This is a genomic window from Aceticella sp. 75b-Ac (assembly GCF_056032965.2).
Genome location: NZ_CM190971.1, coordinates 1487842 through 1512544 on the forward strand (window position 1 = coordinate 1487842; position 24703 = coordinate 1512544).

18 protein-coding genes, 1 CRISPR repeat array and 1 riboswitch (1 of these 20 cut by a window edge) are annotated in these 24703 nt (G+C 33.7%); all 18 genes read right to left on the reverse strand.

The annotated features are described in order from the left end of the window. Positions 1-20 precede the first annotated feature (20 nt). Entirely contained in the window at positions 21-284 is a 264-nt protein-coding gene (gene cas2, locus AC0LWJ_RS07740; RefSeq protein WP_474237925.1) for a CRISPR-associated endonuclease Cas2, read from the reverse strand. Between the two features lie 13 nt (positions 285-297). Further along, on the reverse strand, positions 298-1290 hold the full coding sequence (cas1b, locus tag AC0LWJ_RS07745; protein WP_474237927.1) for a type I-B CRISPR-associated endonuclease Cas1b: 993 nt from the start codon (positions 1288-1290) through the stop codon (positions 298-300). Next, positions 1287-1784: a CRISPR-associated protein Cas4 gene (gene cas4 / locus AC0LWJ_RS07750; protein ID WP_474237929.1), complete on the reverse strand. Its 498-nt coding sequence runs from the start codon at positions 1782-1784 to the stop codon at positions 1287-1289. Before cas4 ends, cas1b begins: the two co-directional genes overlap by 4 nt. 75 nt (positions 1785-1859) lie before the next feature. Beyond that, on the reverse strand, positions 1860-6008 hold the full coding sequence (locus AC0LWJ_RS07755) for an S-layer homology domain-containing protein (protein ID WP_474237930.1): 4149 nt from the start codon (positions 6006-6008) through the stop codon (positions 1860-1862). A 122-nt stretch (positions 6009-6130) separates the two neighbouring features. After that, a riboswitch (cobalamin riboswitch) is annotated at positions 6131-6310 on the reverse strand. A 198-nt stretch (positions 6311-6508) separates the two neighbouring features. Further along, positions 6509-6964, reverse strand: coding sequence for a hypothetical protein (locus AC0LWJ_RS07760; protein WP_474237931.1), 456 nt, complete (start codon positions 6962-6964; stop codon positions 6509-6511). A gap of 15 nt (positions 6965-6979) precedes the next feature. Continuing rightward, positions 6980-7828, reverse strand: coding sequence for an RAMP superfamily CRISPR-associated protein (locus AC0LWJ_RS07765; protein WP_474237932.1), 849 nt, complete (start codon positions 7826-7828; stop codon positions 6980-6982). Beyond that, positions 7815-8591, reverse strand: coding sequence for an RAMP superfamily CRISPR-associated protein (locus AC0LWJ_RS07770; RefSeq protein ID WP_474237933.1), 777 nt, complete (start codon positions 8589-8591; stop codon positions 7815-7817). Before AC0LWJ_RS07770 ends, AC0LWJ_RS07765 begins: the two co-directional genes overlap by 14 nt. Continuing rightward, positions 8584-9336, reverse strand: coding sequence for a type III CRISPR-associated RAMP protein Csx7 (gene csx7 / locus AC0LWJ_RS07775; RefSeq protein WP_474237934.1), 753 nt, complete (start codon positions 9334-9336; stop codon positions 8584-8586). The genes AC0LWJ_RS07770 and csx7 overlap by 8 nt, the downstream gene beginning before the upstream one ends. Before the next feature lie 5 nt (positions 9337-9341). Then, positions 9342-9767 carry a hypothetical protein gene (locus tag AC0LWJ_RS07780; protein WP_474237935.1) on the reverse strand — a complete coding sequence of 142 codons (426 nt, stop codon included), beginning with the start codon at positions 9765-9767 and terminating at the stop codon, positions 9342-9344. Next, the gene (locus tag AC0LWJ_RS07785; protein ID WP_474237937.1) at positions 9764-10885 is read right to left on the reverse strand and encodes an RAMP superfamily CRISPR-associated protein; all 1122 of its coding nucleotides are present in this window, start codon (positions 10883-10885) and stop codon (positions 9764-9766) included. Before AC0LWJ_RS07785 ends, AC0LWJ_RS07780 begins: the two co-directional genes overlap by 4 nt. After that, positions 10885-11424: an RAMP superfamily CRISPR-associated protein gene (locus AC0LWJ_RS07790; protein ID WP_474237938.1), complete on the reverse strand. Its 540-nt coding sequence runs from the start codon at positions 11422-11424 to the stop codon at positions 10885-10887. The genes AC0LWJ_RS07785 and AC0LWJ_RS07790 overlap by 1 nt, the downstream gene beginning before the upstream one ends. 16 nt (positions 11425-11440) lie before the next feature. Then, entirely contained in the window at positions 11441-13417 is a 1977-nt protein-coding gene (locus AC0LWJ_RS07795; protein WP_474237940.1) for a Cas10/Cmr2 second palm domain-containing protein, read from the reverse strand. Between the two features lie 22 nt (positions 13418-13439). Next, entirely contained in the window at positions 13440-14738 is a 1299-nt protein-coding gene (gene csx2, locus AC0LWJ_RS07800) for a TIGR02221 family CRISPR-associated protein (protein WP_474237942.1), read from the reverse strand. A gap of 2 nt (positions 14739-14740) precedes the next feature. Next, positions 14741-15151, reverse strand: coding sequence for a CRISPR-associated protein Csx20 (csx20, locus tag AC0LWJ_RS07805; protein ID WP_474237943.1), 411 nt, complete (start codon positions 15149-15151; stop codon positions 14741-14743). A gap of 112 nt (positions 15152-15263) precedes the next feature. Next, positions 15264-15788, reverse strand: coding sequence for a DUF4352 domain-containing protein (locus tag AC0LWJ_RS07810; protein ID WP_474237944.1), 525 nt, complete (start codon positions 15786-15788; stop codon positions 15264-15266). Then, a complete protein-coding gene (locus tag AC0LWJ_RS07815; RefSeq protein ID WP_474237946.1) occupies positions 15772-16203 on the reverse strand; it encodes a hypothetical protein in 432 nt (143 codons plus the stop codon). The genes AC0LWJ_RS07810 and AC0LWJ_RS07815 overlap by 17 nt, the downstream gene beginning before the upstream one ends. 33 nt (positions 16204-16236) lie before the next feature. Continuing rightward, entirely contained in the window at positions 16237-16584 is a 348-nt protein-coding gene (locus AC0LWJ_RS07820; protein WP_474237948.1) for a hypothetical protein, read from the reverse strand. Positions 16585-16676: 92 nt separating this feature from the next. After that, entirely contained in the window at positions 16677-17861 is a 1185-nt protein-coding gene (csx2, locus tag AC0LWJ_RS07825) for a TIGR02221 family CRISPR-associated protein (protein WP_474237950.1), read from the reverse strand. Positions 17862-17914: 53 nt separating this feature from the next. Next, positions 17915-24703: direct repeats of the CRISPR family, unit length 30 nt; unit sequence GTTTCAATTCCTTATAGGTAGGCTAAAAAC; it runs 354 nt beyond the window's last position.

Consider the following 24703-nt stretch of genomic DNA (forward strand, 5'->3'; position numbering starts at 1 on the left):
TTATCAAAACGACCTCTCTATCAAATAAACATATTTTCTCCGCCTTTTTCAAGCCCCATTATTTCACGCTTTGAATATTTAGTCGTTCTTAAAAGATAAAAAATGACTGAATCTTCTTCTTTGTTAATTATACGTGAAAGCTCTATTTTAAGCTTTTTAAGATTAGCATCTGATATGTCCCCTTCAAGAACGGAGTTCTGCACCCAGTTCAAATATTTCCTGCAGGTTTTTAAAACCTTGTTTACCCTTTTTTCATTTACATCGTATACAAGTATTATAAACATTTCATCACCTATTTCACCATTGCGCTACAAATGGTTCATATCCTTGTTCTTCCATCAAATGCTTTTCCAGTTTGTATAGTTCAAGCCTGATGAGTCTGCGATATGAAACATTGTTCCCGATTGTTCTGTGTTTTATAGTTGTTGTAAGCTTATTCTCATACTCCCCAATAAAGATTTTTTTGCCTCTTTCCTTTAATATCAGCCCTTCTGCATTGTCATCAAAATCATCTTTTTTAATCATGTTTTTACTTACCATGGAAAATATAACCCTGTCGATTATGATTGGTTTGAATATTTCTGCAATATCAAGGTTTAACGAAAATCTCCTGAAATTTGTTGAATGCAGATATCCTATTCTCGGATCTAAATGTGTCTTATATATCTCGCTTAAGACTGTCGTATACATTAAGGAATTTCCAAAGCTTATAAGGGTATTTAAGGAATTCTTTGGAGGTCTTTTACTTCTGACATCAAACTCAAAATCCCTGTTATTCAATATCACATCAAATGATTTATAATAATACTCCCTTATATTGCCTTCTATTGCCATTAATTCATTTACACTTAACGTACCATTTATAAGTTCTCCGAGTTTTTCAATACAGTAAATGATGTTTTCTAAGTCTTTATCCCTGTTTTGATAATACTTAAGTACCTGCCGTATATTTTTATAAGCACCTTCTATGAATTTCTGCGCAAGGCACAATCTTTTATTATTATCATTATAATGCTCAGCTTGCTTTAAAATCATATATCCCGAATTAAGATGTTCCCTCGGATAATACGAGCCAACATAGTATCCGTAATAATTAAAAAAGTGAAGTATTATCTCTGATTGTGATATAAACTCCAAAAATCTTTTATTAAGGCTTACCTCCCCAAATATCATTATCTCCGAGGTGTTTTCAACCGGAATGAACTTCCTTCCATTTCCACCTTCAAAAAATAATGTATTATCCTTCCTATGTAATTCACCATCTGAAAAAATATAAATTGATTTCTTCATGACATACAAAACTCCTTGTATCCGCAATTTTTACAATAAGGTATTTTTACAAAATCCGGTGCCTTTTCTCTATGAATTATATCGGTAATTTCATTTATCGCATTAAGTATTTCTTTTTCATTTGCTTTTGTAAGTTCTACGGTAACCCTTTTTCTTTCCTCAGGGAAAAATAGCTGCCCTTTTGCAATTATACCGCTTTGTTTCAGCCTGTATAGATAAAAAAGCAGCTGCATTTTAGCGCTTTTTTCAGCCTTAGAGCTTTTCTTAACCTCACCAATGAGAAAATTGTCTTTATCACTTCTCACAAGGTCAATAACCACATTTTCAAAATGAAGTTTCTTTTTATCCCTATCGTAAGAATTATCATCAATAATACGCCCCATCTCTATAAATGGGTGCTCCTGGTCAGGAATTATCTGATGTGCCATAAGCCATACCTGCCTTTTACATATGGTATAACTTTGCATCAGTGTACCTGTAACTTCCATATCCATAATATCACCTTAATCCAGTGTTTTATTTAAAAAAGCGGGATAAATCCCTTTTGGGGAAATATCCCTTTTTTGCTGTTATGGTGTTGTAGTAAATTTATATATGCTAACTGGATTTCTTACAGCAGCATATATTATCCCGTCAAAACCAGTTATCAGCGAATCAATTGTTGTTAAATTTGCAGGCCAACCGGTACTGCTGAGTTTAATCCATGTATCACCACTATCTTTCGTTTTATATACATTATTTTTTATTGCCGCATACAATATATCATTATTATAATCAATAGCTAAAGGAACATTTAGAACATCTGATGGCAATTTACCGTCGCTTATGTTACTCCAATTTTCACCCCCATCTGTCGTTTTGTAAATATTATATACTGCCATATTCTTTATTCCTGCATATACTGTACCTGTACCAGGATTGATTGCTAATGAATTGACAAATTTGCTTGATGGCAATCCGTTATTAACTGGAATCCATGTAACACCGTCGTCTGTTGTTTTATATATACCATTTGTTGTTCCTGCTCCTACATATACTTCATGTGTTTTTGGATTAACTGCCAGTGCATAAACTCCTGTTGTCGGTAAACCGTTGCTTATATTGCTCCAAGTAGAATCCCCGGCTGCAATTTTAAATACACCCCGTGTGCCACTATAATTACCTGTTCCGGCATATACCGTGCCTGTTTCAGGGTCTATTGCAAGGTAACGGATCCATACCCCGGACGGCAATCCAGTGCCTACGCTCATCCAAACGGTTTCACCCTTTGTTATTTTGTACACACTATCAATAACATTATTTGTTGCAGCATAAAGCGTATCTGTCTTAGGATCAATAGCAAGTGCATAAATCTGCTTCCCTGTAGGCAATCCACTGCCAACACTTATCCATGTAGCACCGCCGTCTGTTGTTTTATAAACGCTTTCCTTCACAGCTACATATATTGTGTTCTTGGTAGTATGAGTTACAAATGGAATAACGGTTGTGGATATTCCCGGCAATCCATTATTTACAGCTTGCCATTGTAAATTAACGATATTAACCCTGAAATTGTACCGCCCATCTTTATATCCGTCTTTTTTTGCCGTGACAGTAATATTTGCGGTACCTACCGCCTTACCTGTAACCGTTACTTTATTCCCTTCAGATGTCACGCCGGCAATATTTTCGTTATCTGACGAGGCAGTTATTACAGTATCTGATGGATTTGTACTAAATGTAAAATCTTTTGATTCACCTGTTGCAATATTCGCTCCTTCATAGTCTCCATCAGGATTAATATTTACCCTTAACTGAATATTTTCATTACCCTTTGTTGCTAATTTATAGACTCCATTACTTGTCGCGGCATATAAAATTCCTGTCTTAGAATCAAATGTAAGCGAATACGTCCTAAGTGTCAATGGTAATCCATTGCCTATACTGCTCCAACTAACACCACCGTTTGTTGTTCTGTATATATCATTTAAACTATCTCCATTAAAACCGGCGGCATATACTATTCCCGTTGCGGCATCAATTGCAAGTGATGTAATCTGTAAGTTTGTTGTTGGTAACCCTGTATTTATACTATGCCATGTAATACCACCGTCCGTAGTTTTATACATACCGTGTCCATCATCTGTTCCAGCATATATGGTATTCGTGTTATTTGGGTCAATTACAAGAGAAGTGATAGATGCACCATCGGTTGATTGCGGCAACCCATTGCTTACACTGCCCCATGAAACACCGTCCTCTGACGTTTTGTATATACCATGACCATGGTCTGTTCCGGCATATATGGTATTTGGATTATTAGGGTCAACCGCAAGGCATGTAATCCATGCTATTGGCAATCCTGTGCTTACATTATTCCAAGTAATGCCTCCATCTGTTGTTTTGTATACATTATTATAGACCGTAGCATATAAAGTGCTTGTATCAGGTGCAACCACAAGAGAAAGAATACGCAATACTTGCGGCAATTCATTGCCTATTTTGTTCCAGGTAGCACCGCCGTCCATCGTCTTATATATGCCATTATTATTTGCTGTTCCGGCATATATAGTATTGGGATTTTTAGGATCGATTGCAACGGAAGAAATTCTTACTTCTGATGGTAAGCCGTTATTTACCTTGTACCAAGTAGCACCACCGTCCGTTGTCTTGTATATGCCGTTATATGTCCCAACATACATTGTATCTGTAGATTCCTGGTTGATAACAAGTGAGGTATATATGTCTCTTGATGGTAATCCCCCATTAGCAGCTTGCCATTGCAGTTTTATAATATTAACCCTAAAATTGTAATATCCATCAGTATATCCGTCTTTTTTTGCCGTAACAGCAATATTAGCTGTACCTTCTGATTTTCCTAAAACTGTTATAGTATTTCCATTGGCTGATACCGATGCAACATTTGTATTATCTGAAACAGCCGTTATTATTGCATCTGATGGGCTTATATTAAATATGAAATCTTTTGTTTCATATACAGATATATAAATTTCGCTATAAACTTTTGAAGGAGTAATATTTACACTATACTTAGTTGCTGTTGCTGTTGCCACCACTGTTACTGCACTTGCAGGCATTATGAAAGTATATTGCTGTCCATCTTTCACTGTTGTTGTTACTACTTGTTTTCCATTACTGTCAGTTACTGTTATTGAGTTGCATTTATATCCTTCATTTGGTGTTACAGTTATCGTTACCGTGTCTCCTGCCGCCGCCGTCTGTTTGTCAGTATTTACACTTGCATATGCTGCATTAGCAACAGTTACCGCATACTTAGTTGCTGTTGAACCACCGCCACCGTTATTCCCGGTATTCGATGATGTCGAACCTGTAGCTGACTGACCGCCTATTTCGGCTGTTATACCTGATGCTATAGTAGTATTAGCAGGTTTTTGTTCTACTGTAACATTATTTGCATTGATGTTTGCTGTTTCTATCGTGCCTTTTCCTGTTATCGCTGCGGCTGCATTTACTGCAAGAACGCTGATTTTTGCACCGTCTGCAATGTCTATTTTTGAATCTTTGGCAGCATCACTTACGGTTAAGTTATTTACTGTTCCGCTTGCTACTTCTACTGATGCCCCCGCTGCATTGACTTTTACATTGTCATAATTGCCCTTCAGTGTTATTTGTGCATTTGCTCCTTCTATGCTTACAGTTGCAAATCCTTTGCCTGTTATGTTGTCTTCTTCAAGTTTTGCTCCTGATTGTAATATTACTGAATCTGCTTTTGTTGCACCTTTCGCAACAAGCCTTATTTTTCCGTCATCTTTGTTTACTACTATTTGTACTAATGTGCAGTCTTCTAATACTATGCTGTGTTCGCCGCCGCCATTGATGGTTGTTGTCCCTTCTACAGTGACGTTTTTGAGTGTTACATTGCCGTCTCCGACTGCCTTAGCTATAAGCAGATTGCCTTTTATTGTTGTATTCTGTAATGTTACATCAGCCGCACTTATGGTCACATCTCCATTAATTGTGTTCATGCCTGTTTCCGGACCATAAGTGCCTGCTTTATCATAGGTTGTTGATGTTGGTGTCGGTATTGGTGCGGGTGTTTGCTGCAAATTTAATGCCCTGTTGAGTATAACAACCGTTTCTGCTCTTGTTATCGGGTTGTTTGGTTCTATTGTATTGTCCGGATAGCCTTTTATTAAGCCATAGTATACGGCTGTATTGACAGTAGCCTTAGCCCAATCTGAAACCTGTGATGAATCTTTAAAGGCTTTTAATGCATCTTGTGTGACGGGCTGAGGTTTTAAAAGCCTTGTCAGTATTGCTGCTGCTTCTTCTCTTGTTATGGAGTTGTTCGGTCTGAAGGTGTTGTCTTCATAACCTGATACAATGTTTGCTGCTTTTGCTTTTTGTATGTCAGTGTAGAACCAATCTGTTTTGTCTACATCTTTAAAGTTTATATCTGCTGTCTGTGTTAAGTTAAAAGCCCTATCGACAAATGTTACGAATTCTGCCCTTGTTACAGGGTTGTCGGGTCTGAATGTGTTATCTTCGTACCCTGCAATTAAGCCTTTCGATGTCCAGTCATTTATTTCTTTCTGTGCCCAATGTCCATTGATGTCTGCAAATTGCTTGGCTGCTGTTGTATTTGTTGAATCAGCTAAAGCGGTTGCCGCAAGAGTTGATACGAGCATTAATACCGCAATGATTAATGCCAATATCTTTGAAAAATGTCTTTTTGTACCTACAAGCATTTCAATCATATTCTTCCTCCCCTTGTTTATATAATTTAAAGCCTCTTAACTTTTTTGCTAAGAGGCTTTAAAAGCACAAGTAAAAATTATATTACATAGTACTTAAGCAGCCTCTATACATCGTAGAGCAGCTATTACATAAATAACAGGCAGTTCTTTTGGCTTAGACTCATCGCCGCCTTATGCCTTCCCGGCTTTCGCCAGTGACATAATATAAGGCAGCTCCTCATTACAACGGCGGGACCGCGCAGGAATTTCACCCGACTTCTCTTTTAAGTTTGATATTAAACACCTGTTATTTTCATATTTTGTTTTTATAATCAACTATTCGATTTTATTTTATCACTTTTTATTTTTATGTCAAATTTTTTATCTAATATTACTTTATCGATTTTTAAATCTTATATATATTCTTACTATTCAACTTTAATCATCATTAAAAATGTAAAAGTTGCAAATACGTATTTATACCTTTTGACATCTGCCATGGCTATACTCCGTTATGTTTATTACTTTCTCTTTTTGTAATTATTTTGTTTATGTTTCTGTCCACTGGTTTGATACTCCACTCTTCTGTTATTAATTTTATAATCTGTTACAGACATTGCATATTTAAGATATCTTTCTGCCCAACTAAATACATACATCATTTCATCAAAGCTTAACCTTGAAAATTCTCTGTTTCTACATTCTACATTATTGAATCTGTAGTTTAATACTAAATAATTGCTTATGAACGTTAAAAAAGAATCTCGAAGAGCATTACCACCGCCAAGCATACCGGGATTTTTGTTCATTGCCCACATTAATCTATAAAATTTATTCTTTTTCTTCATCTCCTCATTTTCTGCTATCGCTGCACTTTGGCCCAGATTAATAATTTTGTCAAGAACATTTGTCATCTTATTGTCAACAAAATAATCGCCTATCTTCTTCGATAATTTTAAAAGTGAAGATTTATCCATATATACTCACCACCTTTAATATCCCCTCTGATTATTTACATCATGCCATGCACTTTCTATATCTTTTCTATCCCAATTTAATATTTCTCTTAATTTTAATATGTTTTGCATAACCTCTTTATCATCATTGCCATATTTTTTTGCTCTTGCTACAGCATCATTATTATCAATTGAAGTTATTTTAATAGAACCATAATATCCTGGTTTGCCATAGCCTATCTTCAGATTGATAGTTCCGTCAAGACCAAGGGCAAAGCATAAAAGATTTAACTCATTATCGTCTATGTTCTCATAAAATATTTCCCCTTCAAATATACTTTCAGGCATTATAAATTCACAGGGGGTTTTCCCTTTTTCAATTATATCAATTGTACCATGGTGGTAGAACTTGATACCTTTGAATTTGCCATTTATCTTATATGCTTCACTATTAGGTTTTGGCTGATAAAAAGAAGGTATGTTAAGAATTTTTATTCCATTCTCCTTTATTAATTTTAAATCCATGAATCTAATATTGCCCCTTTTACCCATTGCACCAAACATGTCGCATATTATGCAATTTCTATTGTCAGTTATTTTCACTTTGAATGATTCTCGACTTTGCCTAGTTGATATGCAGCATCTTGAGATACTTTCCGCGATCGTTCTTACACATCCTTTTAATGTTGAACCAGGGATGATATACTTTCCATTGAATTTCACAAAGCTTTTGTATATCATCTCATCCTTTTCATCAAAATACCCCGAGGATATATGAAGTGGTGTTATTACTTCAAGATTTAACTTAATCTTACCTTTATATAAATTTCTTTTTTTATTGTATTCTTGTGCACCAAGTAAAGGCACAAAACTATAAGGTTTCATCGAACTCCACCTTCTTTAATGTATTATCATCATATTTTATTGTGTTTAGTTTATCTTTTAACTCTTGTATGTCAAATTTCTTTTCTATATAAAACCCGTGGCTTTTATATCCTTGAAGGTCCTTCTTATCATAATATCTTAAAGAAAAATCTATGTTTAATACAGACATTCTTCCAAAACCTCTTGAGGTTACACCACCGAAGACTACATACCCTTCATTTATCTCATTTAATATGTCTAAAATAACCTTTATCTGCCAATTAAATACATTCTCCATCTTTATATCGCATCTAAAGGTGCCATTTTCAACAACTTCAGGTTCGAATAATGCACTTTGTTTTGCAGCACCTGTTATCCTATCAATCGAAACATTTGTCCTTCTTCCCATCTTAACTTCACCTATAGGGAAGGAATCTTTAAAAAGAATACGGCTTTTTAAAGCTATTGAACCAAAAATCTTACATGCTGGGCAGCTTCTTATATACCTCTCCTTTCCAGTCTCTCCTCTTTTTGCTTCTCTTGCACATGAATCTCTAAATATATCACATCCATTTAGTATTTTTTCTGCTCTGTTTCTAAATACGCCTTTTATGCTGCTACCAGGCATAACAACTGTTAATTCACCATCTTTATATGTGCGGATAAATTGATTATCAGGCAGTATTGGATCAAGCTCTTTATTTTCGGATGCCTTTATTAATAATGGGCTGTTTGTCTTTAAATCAAATTTCATAAAGCATTCATTATGTAATGTTTTAAACATCTTCACACCTCATTTCTTCATTCAATCCGTTGAAAGCATATTCTTTAAGATTTGATTTATCTACCTTGTATAATTTTTCATCGATAAGTCTTATACTTCCAAGCCCTCTGCTGGTCATACCGCCAATTGATATGTCCCCGCTTTTTAAAAGATTTATACATAACTTAAATAGACTTAAATCTTTATCATCAAGATTATCACCTATAATATAGAGTTCAAATTTGGTCCCGGCAGGTGTCACTTCATAATTATATTTTGCTCCATCCCTTGAAGTCCCTGTATCTCTATCAATTCCAACACCATCCCTTATATCATAATATTTTTTTGTACCTTCTGCACAATTTAAATCTTTAAACTGCAATTTTGCTTGAAAATTATTTGAACCAAACAGACGGCATACATTGCAAGATTTATCATAAATTTCTTTAGCAATTACCCTATAATTTTCTTTATTTTTTTTCTTGATTTCTTTTACTTCTTTATCACTGATACAAGGTTCTTTATTTACAATAAAACATGATGTAAATCCTTCAATGTTGCCATTATATAATAACCTTTCGATAGTACTTCTTAATACTCCTTTAAAGCTTGAACCTGGTATTAAAGGATAACCATTTGCATCTTTTATAACAGGTGTGTCTGCTTCTGTCGGATCCAAATTATCCCTGCCCTTACCTATGTGAAATGGCTTTTCAGCAACAATGATACCTTTTAGGATATATCTATTTATGAAGGTTTCGAACATTTGCATTACCTCCTCTTTGAATGATTAGTATAAGTATTGTTATTTACATTTGTGTTTCCGCCTTTTGTTTTATATGATGTCTGCCAATACATATACCCAAAAAATAGACTTAACGCCTTTGATAATTCTTCTTTATCTTTTACATCTTGTCTTATCTTGTCCATATATTCAACGATAACATCACCATATTTTTTACCATTAAAGCTTTCATTCCATCCATTACCTTTTGCTTGCTTATATTTTATATATAGCTCTAATTCTTCAAAACAATCCGAAGCCAAAGCCATATTTGCTAATGCACGATATTGTGTATTGCCAATTTTCTTACTATCCTTGTCATTGCTTGTATGAATTTCTAAAAATTCTCTTTTATTACAAATTTCATCTGTATATTTCAAAAGATTTGCCTTAATATCAGAGCTTATGTTCATTTTGATATCCCTCCATTTAAATGAATTTTATCACATATAATTACATCACCGTAACCATTTTTGGTATCAGGTCCTATCCCATTTTTCCCCACTGCTTTCAATTCATCTATTATCTTATTAAGGTCAATATTTGTGCCTATCATTATTACGCTACCTTTATCAATGATTGACTGGGTTTCTTTCCTCCACATATTCCACGGTCTTGATGTATCATATCCCCTATATAAGTTGCTTTCAGAATATACTTTTATAATCTCATAATCAAAATTTAATTTAAGTATTTTCTTCCATAAATCTTTAAATTCTTGCGTAGTCTTTGAAGTTAATTTGTCATTTATATTAATAATTAAGTCCGAATATAAATCAAATGATATATATGTTTTATATTCTTTATTATTTGTTATTTCGTTAACATATTTATTAAAGTCTTTGATTCTTTTTTCTAAATCATTATTCTTTTCTATATTATCTTGTTTTAATAATTCACATTTCCCCAAACCACTTGAGGTATCCGCACCAATTCTTATATCTGCAGGAAATTCAAGGTCATCTGCGCCATCTATATAACCTTCGAATATACTCCCTTCTTCTATTACAAGTAGACTATAAAGGCTTCCTTCTTTTGCAGTTTTTGTTATGTAATCTATTGCTGTTCTTGTTATCAACCTTTTAGGGATTTTTATAAACTCCTTTCCCTTGTAAAATCCTGTTGCAAATTCTATCCTTTCTCCACATTCAGGGCATTTTTCAAAATGATTGATAAGTATATCGACTATGCCATGGTCATCATTGTATTTGCATTTCATTGCAGATAATGGAAATGGTTTTGTACCTTCATAATAAAAATTAGAAAATTTAAGTTTTTCGAATCGATTGCACCATTTATAATATTTGCAGCTTTTACATCTTCCTTCATCTCTAATATATACCCAATTATACCTGCCAGTTGCATCTGCTTTATCTATATCATAAAGCATACAATTTCTCAAAATCTCTCTTGCAAAAGATGCCCTCATTACTGCACCACTTATAAAATCCTGCGTTGTAAGAAAATTCCCGACAAGATATCTGCCACCGGCAAGAAGCGGTGTTTTAAGTTTAAGTGTTATTTTCTTCATCAAAGCACCTCCTGTATGTCTACATCTACCCAGCCATAGCCCCTGCTTTTACCAGAACCTATATTTTCTATCATTTTTACAGACAAGCGTAATAATTCTTCATAATCTTTTGTCTTATCATTCATGTAGAATTCCATATATCCTGAAAATATACCGGATTCAAAAACTTCTGTTGAAAATAAAGAATTATCTTTTGTTACTCCTCTATATCTGTCAACAGACGTTGAAAATCTAATATTGCTATAATCATCTTCTATATCAAGTTTTAAATCTTCTATATATATTCTCGAAGGATTATAGCCTTCACCGCCGAACAAACTGCATACCGGGCAATCGCATCTCTTATTTGAAATATGCTCCTCTCCCACAATACTTATAAAATTTTGTTTGATTATCCCTTTCATTGTCGATGCAGGTATATACGGTTTATTGTTTTTATCTTTTATATAATATTTATCAATTAAACTTCCAAAGCTTGTTCCAGTAGCAATGCACATTGGAGATTTTAATTTTACAGTTATTTTGTATCTTTTTTTCATAAAACCACCCCGATTTCTAAACATAATCAATTATTTCAGTAATATCATACCATGGTGAATAATATTCTTCCCTTATCTTAAAAAGACCATCTTGAAATTCTGCATTGATTTTTATAATATCTTTTAACTTGTTCTCGATTCTAAATAAATCCTTATTCCTCGATTTATCATACATATAAAATAACTTGAATTCCAAAGGAATCATACGGCTTGCGGCATCCCTTATTTTATAAATATGGCTTTTGGCTGAATTATCATCCTTCATATTTTTTATAAGACCAATCAATGAAACAATTTCATCCCATGTGTATTTACCAATACCTTGTCTTATAACATCATAGTAACCCTTGTTTAATTTTATCTTGTCGCTTAAATCAATGTATGAATTACTTTCAAGTACAATAAAAGATAATGTTCCTTTCATTCCATTTATTTGTTTTGAATATTTCTTAGCCTTTTTAAGCAGGGTCAAAGCTATTTCAAACATATTTCTAATAGGTGTTGTATACTTGCTTATTACAACGCCTATAGACATTGTCGCATTATAAACATTTGATGATATATCTTTAAACTCTTCATCAAAAACTTCTATTAATTTTGATGCCAATGAAAGACTCCCCTTTGCCGGAACTATCAAGAATATATCTTCGCCGCCAAGTGCGATAATTTCTAATGGTATCTCTTTGTTTTCATTTTTGTATGTTTCATTAATCGCTGCTAAAGTCGCTTTGTATGCCGCTAATTCAGTTTTCCTACTGAAATACATCATCTCGTAAATGCTTTTTATATTTTTTATAAGGTTGCCGAAATTATTTCCATCGCCATATATAACCGCCATATAATTTTTATCACTAAACGACCCTATTTCATCAAGTCCTTCTACTTTTTTACCGCCATATTTGCCCTTTCCATTACAAGAATATATTTTCTGAAACTGATCGTGGTAGTCGTCTTTTGCAAATATACCAGCCTTTACCTTATGAAGACAACTTAAACATAGACGTGTATCTTCACCCGATGTATAAAAGGAATAGTGTGCATCCTTTATATTACATTTTTTGCAAATATCCTTGCCATTATGAGGAAGTTTCTTAACAGAATCTAATAGTTCAATCCTATATTCTTTATCATATAACCCATTATTTATATCACCCTGTGCAGGATCAATATTTATATATAATTTTAATTTTTTCCTATCTTCCAGTTCTTCTTCAATTTTTTTAATTGTATTCGTATAATCAAACAATATATCTCTTAGTGTAGTTTTATATGTAATAAATGCATTTTGTGCAACTAATGTAACTTCATTATAAATTTCTTCCAATATGTTTGATATATTATTTGTATCATCAGGTATTATCGCAAGTACATTGCCACCGCCACAGTATATGATGCTTTCTTTTATATAATTTTTTTCAAAGTATTGAGGTATCCTATGCCTGTTAATATTATCAAGAAGATAGCTTGAGCCTCTTAGACATTTTATATCATTGTTTTCCATTATATATTTTTTTGTCTTATATACACCACCCTTTACAATTTTTATAGTTTTTTCAAGGATATTATCATTTAAATTTGATTTGTCATTATTAACTAACGAATTTAATAATTCTACTGCTTTTATGACTTTTTCGTTTTGTGACCTTTTAATATCAAAAAAATGTAAGTATGTTTCACGCCTTATGTCTTTGTTATTACTTAAACAATATGCAAAGCATACAGATAATGTTGCAGCATCTTTTAATGATGGCACCTTTCTTGGATTATTTTTTATAAATGGTATTAAGTATGGTATTTCATTAACATCATTTTTGAGATACTCATATATTTCATCAGCATTTTTCATCCTTATGTTTGATTTTATCAAATCAAGGTTTTTTTCATATTCACTTTTTGTAATAAAGTATTTTGTAGAAGTAACTGCGTCTACCCAACCGTACTCATCATTACATATATTGTTTTTACTGGATTTATCTATGAAATTTATGTACACATTATCACCTCACATCTTAATTTTAGTTAATATATTCTCCAACCTTATTAATAAGCTCTCTAAGCTTTTCTTCAAATTTCCCAGCCTTCATAGACCCATCATTATATCCAGCGTGGTTGATATCATTACGCATGGGCTTTATTTCTTCATATAATACTTTTATTAAATTTTTATCATTTTCTTCGTTAAATAAATTTAAAATATCATTAATTTTATCTTTACTTTCTATGGCTTTTTTTCTCCATTTATCTTCTGGCAATGAATTATGTTTAATATATATGGCTTGTTCAATTATTTCACGATCTTTTTTAATATTTTTTTCAAATTTAAATTTATCACATAGATAACTTATAATACCTTCTTCAAGTATTGTAAATCCTTGCTGTACTTGATTATGTTCACTGCACCAGTTGACTATTTTAAGCATATTTTTATTTTCATCATTATCAAAATCATTAAAACTCATATTTAACATACGCAGCAGAGGTTTCATAGGTTTGATATAAGTCTTATCTGCTATCTTTAAAACCTCACCAAGGGTATTTTTAAGTTCTACTCCATTTTTTGATATTTCTTTTCCTCTACAAGTAGCAACATTTTTAGTATAAGTTTCTAATTTTAGTCCAAATTCACTTAATATATTTCTTTCATCTTTCATGCCTTTTAAATGTAATTCTTTAGTACCCAATTTTATTAAATGATTTATATGTCTTATATCACCTGTTTCTATAAAGCGATCAATACCTACAGTCCAGTCAAACAGTCTTACAAAAGGTGTTAAGTCAAATATAGGAGCATTCCTTGACTTAATAGGTATATTCTCAAGGTCTTTTGGTGTACCCAAAGCTTCTATTGCTCCGTAATATATACCTCTTATTTCACATTTTTTGACGAATTTAGCATAATTCAAGATAATCAATGCCAATATTGGAAGTGAGCGAAATGAATGTGTAATATCAAATATTATTTCATCACCTTCATTAATCTGTTCTAAAACATTATCGAATATTTTCCAAAGCTCATCTTCATTTTGTCCTGAAGGTATATCCACTGATCCTATACTAAGCTTATTTTTATATTTACTTAGAACTCCCTCTAAACCTGCCTCATCTTGATACTTCTTATTTTTATTCCAATTTGTAGCAGTAGCTTCTTCGGTTTTAAAAATAACTACTTTTTCTAAGCTAATACCTTTATCCAATAAAATATCAATAAGGGCTTCCTGCACATAACAACAATTATCTTTTTTAGCACCATCAAATTCATAATTACATTTAGTGTAAAATCCTGTACCAAGAAATGAAAAAAACTTAACAGCCATTTTTATACCCACCTCTCGTATTTTCTAAATCTCACATGTGAAAATACCCTGCTGATATTTACATTTTCTCCCTCTGTCTCTTCATTAACAATTTGTCTTTTTGTAGTAGAATAAACAGGAACAAGCTCATTTTTAAAGCAAAAATCCACAACTAAAAAAACCGCTCCAAAATCCCCCTGTACAAGAACATAGTCATCTTTTTTTGCATTTATTTTGAGCCAGTCAAGCAAGTCCTGCAAAAATAAAGACAGGGTTTCTTCATAAGGAGAAATATCTAACCATTTCCTCTGTAAGTTATCAGGTAAATATATAAATTCGCTAATATTTAAATTCAAGCATGCATCCTGCTTTTGCAAATCTGTAAGTTGGTGAGAAAAAATTAAAAACATTTTTTTAGTATTAATTTGCTTCATTTAATATTCATTCCTTCTAAAATTGATAATATTTTATTTGCTTAGATTTCATAGATTAATCTTTGAAAGAAGCCTACAAAGTTTTACCTTTGAAGGCTCACTCACAAAGGGGCTATTGAAGTTTAAATTGCAGCTTGGCTTCTTTATTGAATATATTATCTTGATATTGTAATACTAATCCATTGTCATTAACAGGTTCTTCAAATATTATACTTCCTTCTACTTCTCCACCTACTGCAAGGTCACCTGACTTCAGCGCAGTATTTTGATTTATAGTCGAAAATGTTTCATCGGTTATCTGTCCTTTGCTATTTTGCATCTTAAAATAAAAAGGATTATATGACAGTTTATCTTTTCCTCCATTTTTTATTTTCACAGTGACAATAACAAATTCCATACCATCTTTAGGTTTGTCAAATTCAGTACCATTGGATTTTTCAACCTTTGTAACAGTCATTTCTGCCCCATTAACCTTTGCAGTTTCACCTACATTATAAAATTGTTTAGCCTTTTCTTGAGTTGTATTATTGCTTTGTGCACTGTTAGTCGGTGAATTTGATTCACCACTGCCTATCAACAAAAGCAAAAATACTGATAAAATTAAGATTGAAAAAAATACTTTAAATTTTTTGTTCATGTTTTTCCCCTCCATTAAATTTTATTGTTATTATGGCAAAAAGAATTGCCATAATATACGCAACAATATCACCTATATCAAAAGTCCCTCTAAAAATATGCAAAAACTGTCCAAATTCATGTAATATTGCTATCGTAAATCCTACATATATAAATACATATTTAATATTAGAAACTTCATTTCTCCAAATTAATGTCATAATTGTTGTTAATGAGTATAACCACAATCCATCCGGCAATGAATAGATAATCCAGTTTAAAAAATAATTATTACTTTGTATATTCCCAGTGAATATTGTTAAAATTGAATTTGTAGATACCCCAATCCATTTGTACAATATTAAATTTTTATTTCTGAACACTACATAAATTACTATTGCAACGAAAATACTCGCCAAAGCCTTAAAATATCTCATTCTCTAACCTGTCTCTTTTTACCTTGCCCACTTCTACGAAGTAGGAGGCAATTCTGATTTCTTTTTGCGTCCTGCAAAATATTCCATAACAGCAATTATTAAAGCTAAACCACCCCAAATAGTCATATCTTTAAATGTTGTCGTTGAACCTACTGCAATACCAAATATACAAGCTATAATAGAAAAAATCATCGCAACTTTAGGTAATCCAAAAGCAAATGCCCCTCCTATAATAAAAAGTAAAGCAACTACTATTCCAACACTTCCACCTTGAGATGCTGCTTCTTCACCAATAACTGTACCTCCAACCCCTACTAATACTGATTGTAATAAAATTATAGCACCAAACACTAATGAAATAATACCAGATGCTATTTTCATACAAAAAACCTCCTCTTTTTTTTATTTGACCTCTTTTTTAAAATCTCTATTTTTATATTAACATATTGATATGTCATAATATGTCCTCAATTTTAAATGTTTTTGTAAACTTCTATTGATTTAGAAAATAATTCTTCAAAATCTTTTTCAACCTCAAGAAAATTTTGTATGCTTTTTGTTGGTTCTCCATGTACAGCACTATTTCTTGCATATTCTAATTTTTTAAAGGTATCTTTAAGATCCTTATTATTTTTTATCTCTTTCTTCAGTCTGGAATTATGATCATTTCTTGTTTCATTCTTTTCTTTTTTTATCGAATAAACCCTTGCTACTTTATCCAATATTGCTTCATATAATAAAGTCATAGCAATCAAATACTGTTTTTTATTATAAAAGAAATTTGCCCTTTCTAACATTCTTTCATCTAAATATTTAAAATTATTCATTTTATCAAATTCTTTTTTTAGATTTGAAGCTGCTTTTTTTATATAACCCTTCTTGTTTTCCAATGGCTTAATTTTTTCTATCAAATCATCAATTTCTTTTTTGATGCTTCTATTCATCTCAAGTTTAAAATAGGTTCCTTCACTATTGTTTATGCCTATATTTTTAAGCAATGGAGGAAAATAACCTGAATTTTTATATATTTCATAAGAAGTTGTAAGTGAAAATAATTGACTTATAAAATCTATTTTTAGAGCCGGTTTTACATCACTATTACCCATTTCAAGGGCACCATAATACACATCTATTCCATTAAAATTTTTAAAGCAATTAACATACATAAGTGAAAATACCATTAATACAGGCATATGTCTATATGCATGTGTCATATCAAATATAATATTTATTTCATCTTCTGGCAGCAATTCTAAAAGCTTATTGGCATATACTTCAAAATCCATAGGATCAACCTTAACTAAGCAAATGCCTTTAATGTATTTATTAAGACAATTTTGCCATATGCGTAAATCTTTATCACTAATTCCATTTTGCTCTGCGTTAAAAACCTTAAAATATAAATCTTGAATTCCATTTTGTTGATTAGAATCAATTGATGATACAATTTCAGACCATGATGATTGTTTTGTTCCAAATATAAACCATTTATCAATATCATGTTCTTTTAATTTTAGATATTTATATAGTGCTGAGCCAAAAAATGCAGTCTCATCACTTGTACATTTATCATCAAATTTATATTTTGTTTTAATATAGCCACTTCCATTCCCAAATGTCCTGCCCTTTCCTATAAATGAAATCAATATTGTTTTCATTTTATACCTTTTCCTCCTTCTCTTAAATTTCTGGCTTCTTATCTCTATTTATCGTTTCAATTCCTTATAGGTAGGCTAAAAACGTGGAACAGGTGCTGAAGAAATAGAAAAGATTAACAAGTTTCAATTCCTTATAGGTAGGCTAAAAACATTGAAAAAATTTTTTCGTAATCCATTTTTATACCTCCGTTTCAATTCCTTATAGGTAGGCTAAAAACCGATAAGAGGCTCGTGGAGATAGTAGGTTGCGAGGTGTTTCAATTCCTTATAGGTAGGCTAAAAACTCAGGCCGCGAAGGTTCTTGTAACGATCAAGGCGGTGTTTCAATTCCTTATAGGTAGGCTAAAAACTCCGGGAACGCGATAAAATTGCCGAAGAAATAGAAGAGTTTCAATTCCTTATAGGTAGGCTAAAAACCAGAAGATTTTATTACAATTACCTCAGCGAAAAAATGTTTCAATTCCTTATAGGTAGGCTAAAAACAAAAGGCCTTTAAAAGGCAATTAAAAAAATTCTTCCACGTTTCAATTCCTTATAGGTAGGCTAAAAACAGGGGTTAAATTCGCCTTATTACTCTCATACTTTTGGTTTCAATTCCTTATAGGTAGGCTAAAAACTTTAAAATGTCCATTATCTGCTTTAATTGTTGCTTAGTTTCAATTCCTTATAGGTAGGCTAAAAACTAATGGGAAAACGTGGGAAGAAATATGTGTAGAAAGTTTCAATTCCTTATAGGTAGGCTAAAAACAACGTATATAGTAAGAGAAAATTTAGAGCAAAGGCTGTTTCAATTCCTTATAGGTAGGCTAAAAACCAAAATCCTTTGTATGGTGTGCGCGTCCTAAAAGAGTTTCAATTCCTTATAGGTAGGCTAAAAACATTGCACCGGTGATTACTGCAAAAATATCACCGAAAGTGTTTCAATTCCTTATAGGTAGGCTAAAAACATATTTGTGAAAGATGGGTAGGGTATCCAAATTATAGTTTCAATTCCTTATAGGTAGGCTAAAAACAGAATTGCCGGGATTTACTTACAATCCTGAAGCATAGTTTCAATTCCTTATAGGTAGGCTAAAAACGCTGGACTGTATGGCGTTTTCTCTACAGCTGTAGGGTTTCAATTCCTTATAGGTAGGCTAAAAACGCAATAACACAGTTAATAGCCATACTTACCGACTTTCGTTTCAATTCCTTATAGGTAGGCTAAAAACTAGCCAGCCTGTTACGCACGTCGTAAACTGGTATAGTTTCAATTCCTTATAGGTAGGCTAAAAACCATCCTGCTTTTGTCAGAAACGGTGTTGAAAAATCGTTTCAATTCCTTATAGGTAGGCTAAAAACAAGGTATTCGGTGGGGCTTTTGAAATTGACAGGGTTAGGTTTCAATTCCTTATAGGTAGGCTAAAAACTCATCTCTTTGCTGGCTTCCTTCTGCCCCTGCTGGTGTTTCAATTCCTTATAGGTAGGCTAAAAACAGAGCGACCACAGCGGCATCCTATTGCACATCCCGCGTTTCAATTCCTTATAGGTAGGCTAAAAACAATTAATCAGCCAATCAAGCGGATTCGCCATATCGCGTTTCAATTCCTTATAGGTAGGCTAAAAACATGGATTCATCAAGCATATTGAAATCATCTTCTTTCAGTTTCAATTCCTTATAGGTAGGCTAAAAACGGCATTGTCAAGTTCCAGTGGCGGGAGAGGGTGTCGAGTTTCAATTCCTTATAGGTAGGCTAAAAACCTACATCGCCAATATTGTTATTGCCAGCTGGTATTGGTTTCAATTCCTTATAGGTAGGCTAAAAACGTGTTACTTCTTAATCAAAGCTAAATGACTTACCTTGTTTCAATTCCTTATAGGTAGGCTAAAAACCAATCCATCTATCTAATTCCATTTTCGTTACCTCCGTTTCAATTCCTTATAGGTAGGCTAAAAACCTAATGTTCTGCTCCTTATTTACTTTACAGAATTGCTCGTTTCAATTCCTTATAGGTAGGCTAAAAACTATTATCATACGGCGTTCACGCTTCAACAAGGTTTGTTTCAATTCCTTATAGGTAGGCTAAAAACTCTTTACCATACTTGATATATTCGGTCACATCCCATTGTTTCAATTCCTTATAGGTAGGCTAAAAACACCAGCAAACAACCGGAGGCAGAGTAGACCAGACTAGAGTTTCAATTCCTTATAGGTAGGCTAAAAACGCCACGCGCACCCACATAATGCGCAAGGTACTTCCGTGTTTCAATTCCTTATAGGTAGGCTAAAAACTCGTGGTTCGCTTGATCACCGTCTCGCTATCCTTGTGTTTCAATTCCTTATAGGTAGGCTAAAAACGGGAACCAAGACGACGAAACCGACGAGGCTCAGCAAGGTTTCAATTCCTTATAGGTAGGCTAAAAACCAATCCATCTATCTAATTCCATTTTCGTTACCTCCGTTTCAATTCCTTATAGGTAGGCTAAAAACCTAATGTTCTGCTCCTTATTTACTTTACAGAATTGCTCGTTTCAATTCCTTATAGGTAGGCTAAAAACTATTATCATACGGCGTTCACGCTTCAACAAGGTTTGTTTCAATTCCTTATAGGTAGGCTAAAAACTCTTTACCATACTTGATATATTCGGTCACATCCCATTGTTTCAATTCCTTATAGGTAGGCTAAAAACACCAGCAAACAACCGGAGGCAGAGTAGACCAGACTAGAGTTTCAATTCCTTATAGGTAGGCTAAAAACGCCACGCGCACCCACATAATGCGCAAGGTACTTCCGTGTTTCAATTCCTTATAGGTAGGCTAAAAACTCGTGGTTCGCTTGATCACCGTCTCGCTATCCTTGTGTTTCAATTCCTTATAGGTAGGCTAAAAACGGGAACCAAGACGACGAAACCGACGAGGCTCAGCAAGGTTTCAATTCCTTATAGGTAGGCTAAAAACACAGGTACGACCTGCTCCCTACTATTCAGAAATACATGTTTCAATTCCTTATAGGTAGGCTAAAAACCGGTCGCTCTCCGTACGCTCTCCGGATTTCTTCACGATAGTTTCAATTCCTTATAGGTAGGCTAAAAACAAGGACACGACCACGAAGGCGAGGGCCCCGAGCTTGGTTTCAATTCCTTATAGGTAGGCTAAAAACGACTGACAGAAAGCAAAGGTACGATGAAGGTGCGCAGTTTCAATTCCTTATAGGTAGGCTAAAAACTCGCTCTCCGTACGCTCTCCGGATTTCTTCACGATAGTTTCAATTCCTTATAGGTAGGCTAAAAACACTACCGGTACGATCCCGAAGCATACAAACGGCGGGGTTTCAATTCCTTATAGGTAGGCTAAAAACGAACTTCTCACCACCCGAGAGCCTCACCGTGGCAGAAGTTTCAATTCCTTATAGGTAGGCTAAAAACCCTGGAAGGCTATAACGAATATTACGCTAAGCAACTGTTTCAATTCCTTATAGGTAGGCTAAAAACCTATAACGGCCATAGAAACCCTGGTAAATGGTTTAAGTTTCAATTCCTTATAGGTAGGCTAAAAACCGGTGTCGGGTTCCGCGTCGCTTTTGCTGTATAACGTTTCAATTCCTTATAGGTAGGCTAAAAACTCTTGGTCTACCCATGATTTTCACCTTCCTTTCATGTTTCAATTCCTTATAGGTAGGCTAAAAACTGAATGCAGCGGAAATGATTACTGATGAAAAGTTCATGTTTCAATTCCTTATAGGTAGGCTAAAAACCCGCTGTTTACAAGGCTTTTCCTGTTACGGTTGAAGTTTCAATTCCTTATAGGTAGGCTAAAAACTGGGATGTCAAAGAGTTCATCAAGTATGGTGAAGAAAAGTTTCAATTCCTTATAGGTAGGCTAAAAACGTTCTGACAGGCCGCGCGTTGTCTGCATTTTTCAAGGAAGTTTCAATTCCTTATAGGTAGGCTAAAAACCAACCTTGTCTGACAGGGGTGTTGCTGCTTTGGCACTGTTTCAATTCCTTATAGGTAGGCTAAAAACGGTGTCATGCTTCCACTGCCCAAGGCAAAAGTCACATGTTTCAATTCCTTATAGGTAGGCTAAAAACCATGAATTCCTGATGAAATTTTCAACTTTTTGAACATGTTTCAATTCCTTATAGGTAGGCTAAAAACTACATCCGTTCCAGTGCTGGTCTTGTGTTTACCATCGTTTCAATTCCTTATAGGTAGGCTAAAAACCTTTGTCACCAACCTTGTGGAACATGAATTTTCCAGGTTTCAATTCCTTATAGGTAGGCTAAAAACTTATGGATGTTATCCAGTATCAAAAAAACCAAAGTTAAGTTTCAATTCCTTATAGGTAGGCTAAAAACTTTCCTTTTACCATCAACACTGGAAGCTTCAAAGGAAGTTTCAATTCCTTATAGGTAGGCTAAAAACTGATAAACAAATTGTTCAAGGCATTCCTGAAAATCGGTTTCAATTCCTTATAGGTAGGCTAAAAACGATTTATTCAAGCCGAAAAAAACGCTTCTAAATTTAGTTTCAATTCCTTATAGGTAGGCTAAAAACTCCGATACGTGAAGTAAGGCAAAATGTTATACAGAAATGTTTCAATTCCTTATAGGTAGGCTAAAAACGACTAATATATTGCAATTGGCAAAAGAAGGACAGAGCAGTTTCAATTCCTTATAGGTAGGCTAAAAACCTCTGCCTTGTCCTTCTATTATCGTCATAAAATCCTGGTTTCAATTCCTTATAGGTAGGCTAAAAACAAATATAAGAAAAGCAGCGGCTTTGGTGCTGAAATCGTTTCAATTCCTTATAGGTAGGCTAAAAACTGGCTTCTAAATATCTTCTTTGTATGCCTTTAGAAGTGTTTCAATTCCTTATAGGTAGGCTAAAAACCTAAAAGAAAAAGAAAAAGAAATAGAAAAAGAAAAGTTTCAATTCCTTATAGGTAGGCTAAAAACCTACTGGCATTACCTGCAGCATCTAATGCATCAGCGGCGTTTCAATTCCTTATAGGTAGGCTAAAAACGGAGAGTGCTGAAAAGCGGAAGAGGTTGTATTTACGTTTCAATTCCTTATAGGTAGGCTAAAAACTATATATAATTCAGACGCTTCTTACACCTTCGCTACGTTTCAATTCCTTATAGGTAGGCTAAAAACCCTATCTTAAATCCGCCATCATATATCATATTTTGTCGTTTCAATTCCTTATAGGTAGGCTAAAAACCCAAGCAGCACCATATTCAAACCTGTTCATATACAACGTTTCAATTCCTTATAGGTAGGCTAAAAACTTTGGGTTCATACCAACATCACTGAAGTAAGTGAAAAGTTTCAATTCCTTATAGGTAGGCTAAAAACTTTCAGCTATTTTACCGACTAATTCGCTTTTATTCAGTTTCAATTCCTTATAGGTAGGCTAAAAACTTTCCTGATTTTTTTCTCTCCACTCTTTCGGAAATAGTTTCAATTCCTTATAGGTAGGCTAAAAACTCTGTACCTCCTTTAGCTTCGATTCTTTCAGCTTGGTTTCAATTCCTTATAGGTAGGCTAAAAACCCGATATTGTCAGGACAGTACACCCAAAACCTGTTTCGTTTCAATTCCTTATAGGTAGGCTAAAAACTTTGTATACCCTTGTAATACGTGATTTTATACAATGTTTCAATTCCTTATAGGTAGGCTAAAAACTTTTTTCTTGCCTGCTTTAACTTCTTCCTCTGCATTTTCCGTTTCAATTCCTTATAGGTAGGCTAAAAACTAATACGAGGCGTTATGGCGGGCTACTTCGCTTGTGTTTCAATTCCTTATAGGTAGGCTAAAAACGAAGAAAAAACGAGAAAAACAACGATAATACCAAAGTTTCAATTCCTTATAGGTAGGCTAAAAACCCACCGTCCTTATATCACATGCAGGAAACATTTTTTGTTTCAATTCCTTATAGGTAGGCTAAAAACCTGCATTTCCTTTTTATCTTTTGGCGGCGGTTCTACAGTTTCAATTCCTTATAGGTAGGCTAAAAACAACCTAAAACAGAAACAAGCATAAGAAAAATACCGTGTTTCAATTCCTTATAGGTAGGCTAAAAACATAAGGGATTTTATCTTCTTGTTCTCTCTTTTCAATGTTTCAATTCCTTATAGGTAGGCTAAAAACTTAAAGTCAGAGACTCACTAAAAGACAGTTGTGACGGTTTCAATTCCTTATAGGTAGGCTAAAAACTGCTTTCTGCTACTTCCTGCGCTCCACCTGCTTTGTGTTTCAATTCCTTATAGGTAGGCTAAAAACCGCATTTTTTAAAAGATTGCTTGGCAAACCTTTAACGTTTCAATTCCTTATAGGTAGGCTAAAAACTATTTTGGTATGCTAAAACACTGTAACAGCTATAACTGTTTCAATTCCTTATAGGTAGGCTAAAAACTCATTGCTCCATTCATAGGGATACCGCTTGTGATAGCGTTTCAATTCCTTATAGGTAGGCTAAAAACTGCTCACCACCTTTCATATCAAAAGAAAAAGAGAGTGTTTCAATTCCTTATAGGTAGGCTAAAAACACGAAATAACAGGACAAGAAAGCGAAGGATGGCAAATGTTTCAATTCCTTATAGGTAGGCTAAAAACAGATAGATGCGCAGTTACAAAGGACAACTACAAGAGTTTCAATTCCTTATAGGTAGGCTAAAAACCATAGACAAACTTGCTGCTTTTATTCCCACACTTATTTGTTTCAATTCCTTATAGGTAGGCTAAAAACAGATTGTTGTAACAGGCACCACTGAAAATTCTATTAGTTTCAATTCCTTATAGGTAGGCTAAAAACCATTTAGTTTTTTTCGGGCTGTTCCCCCGCTTGCGGGTTTCAATTC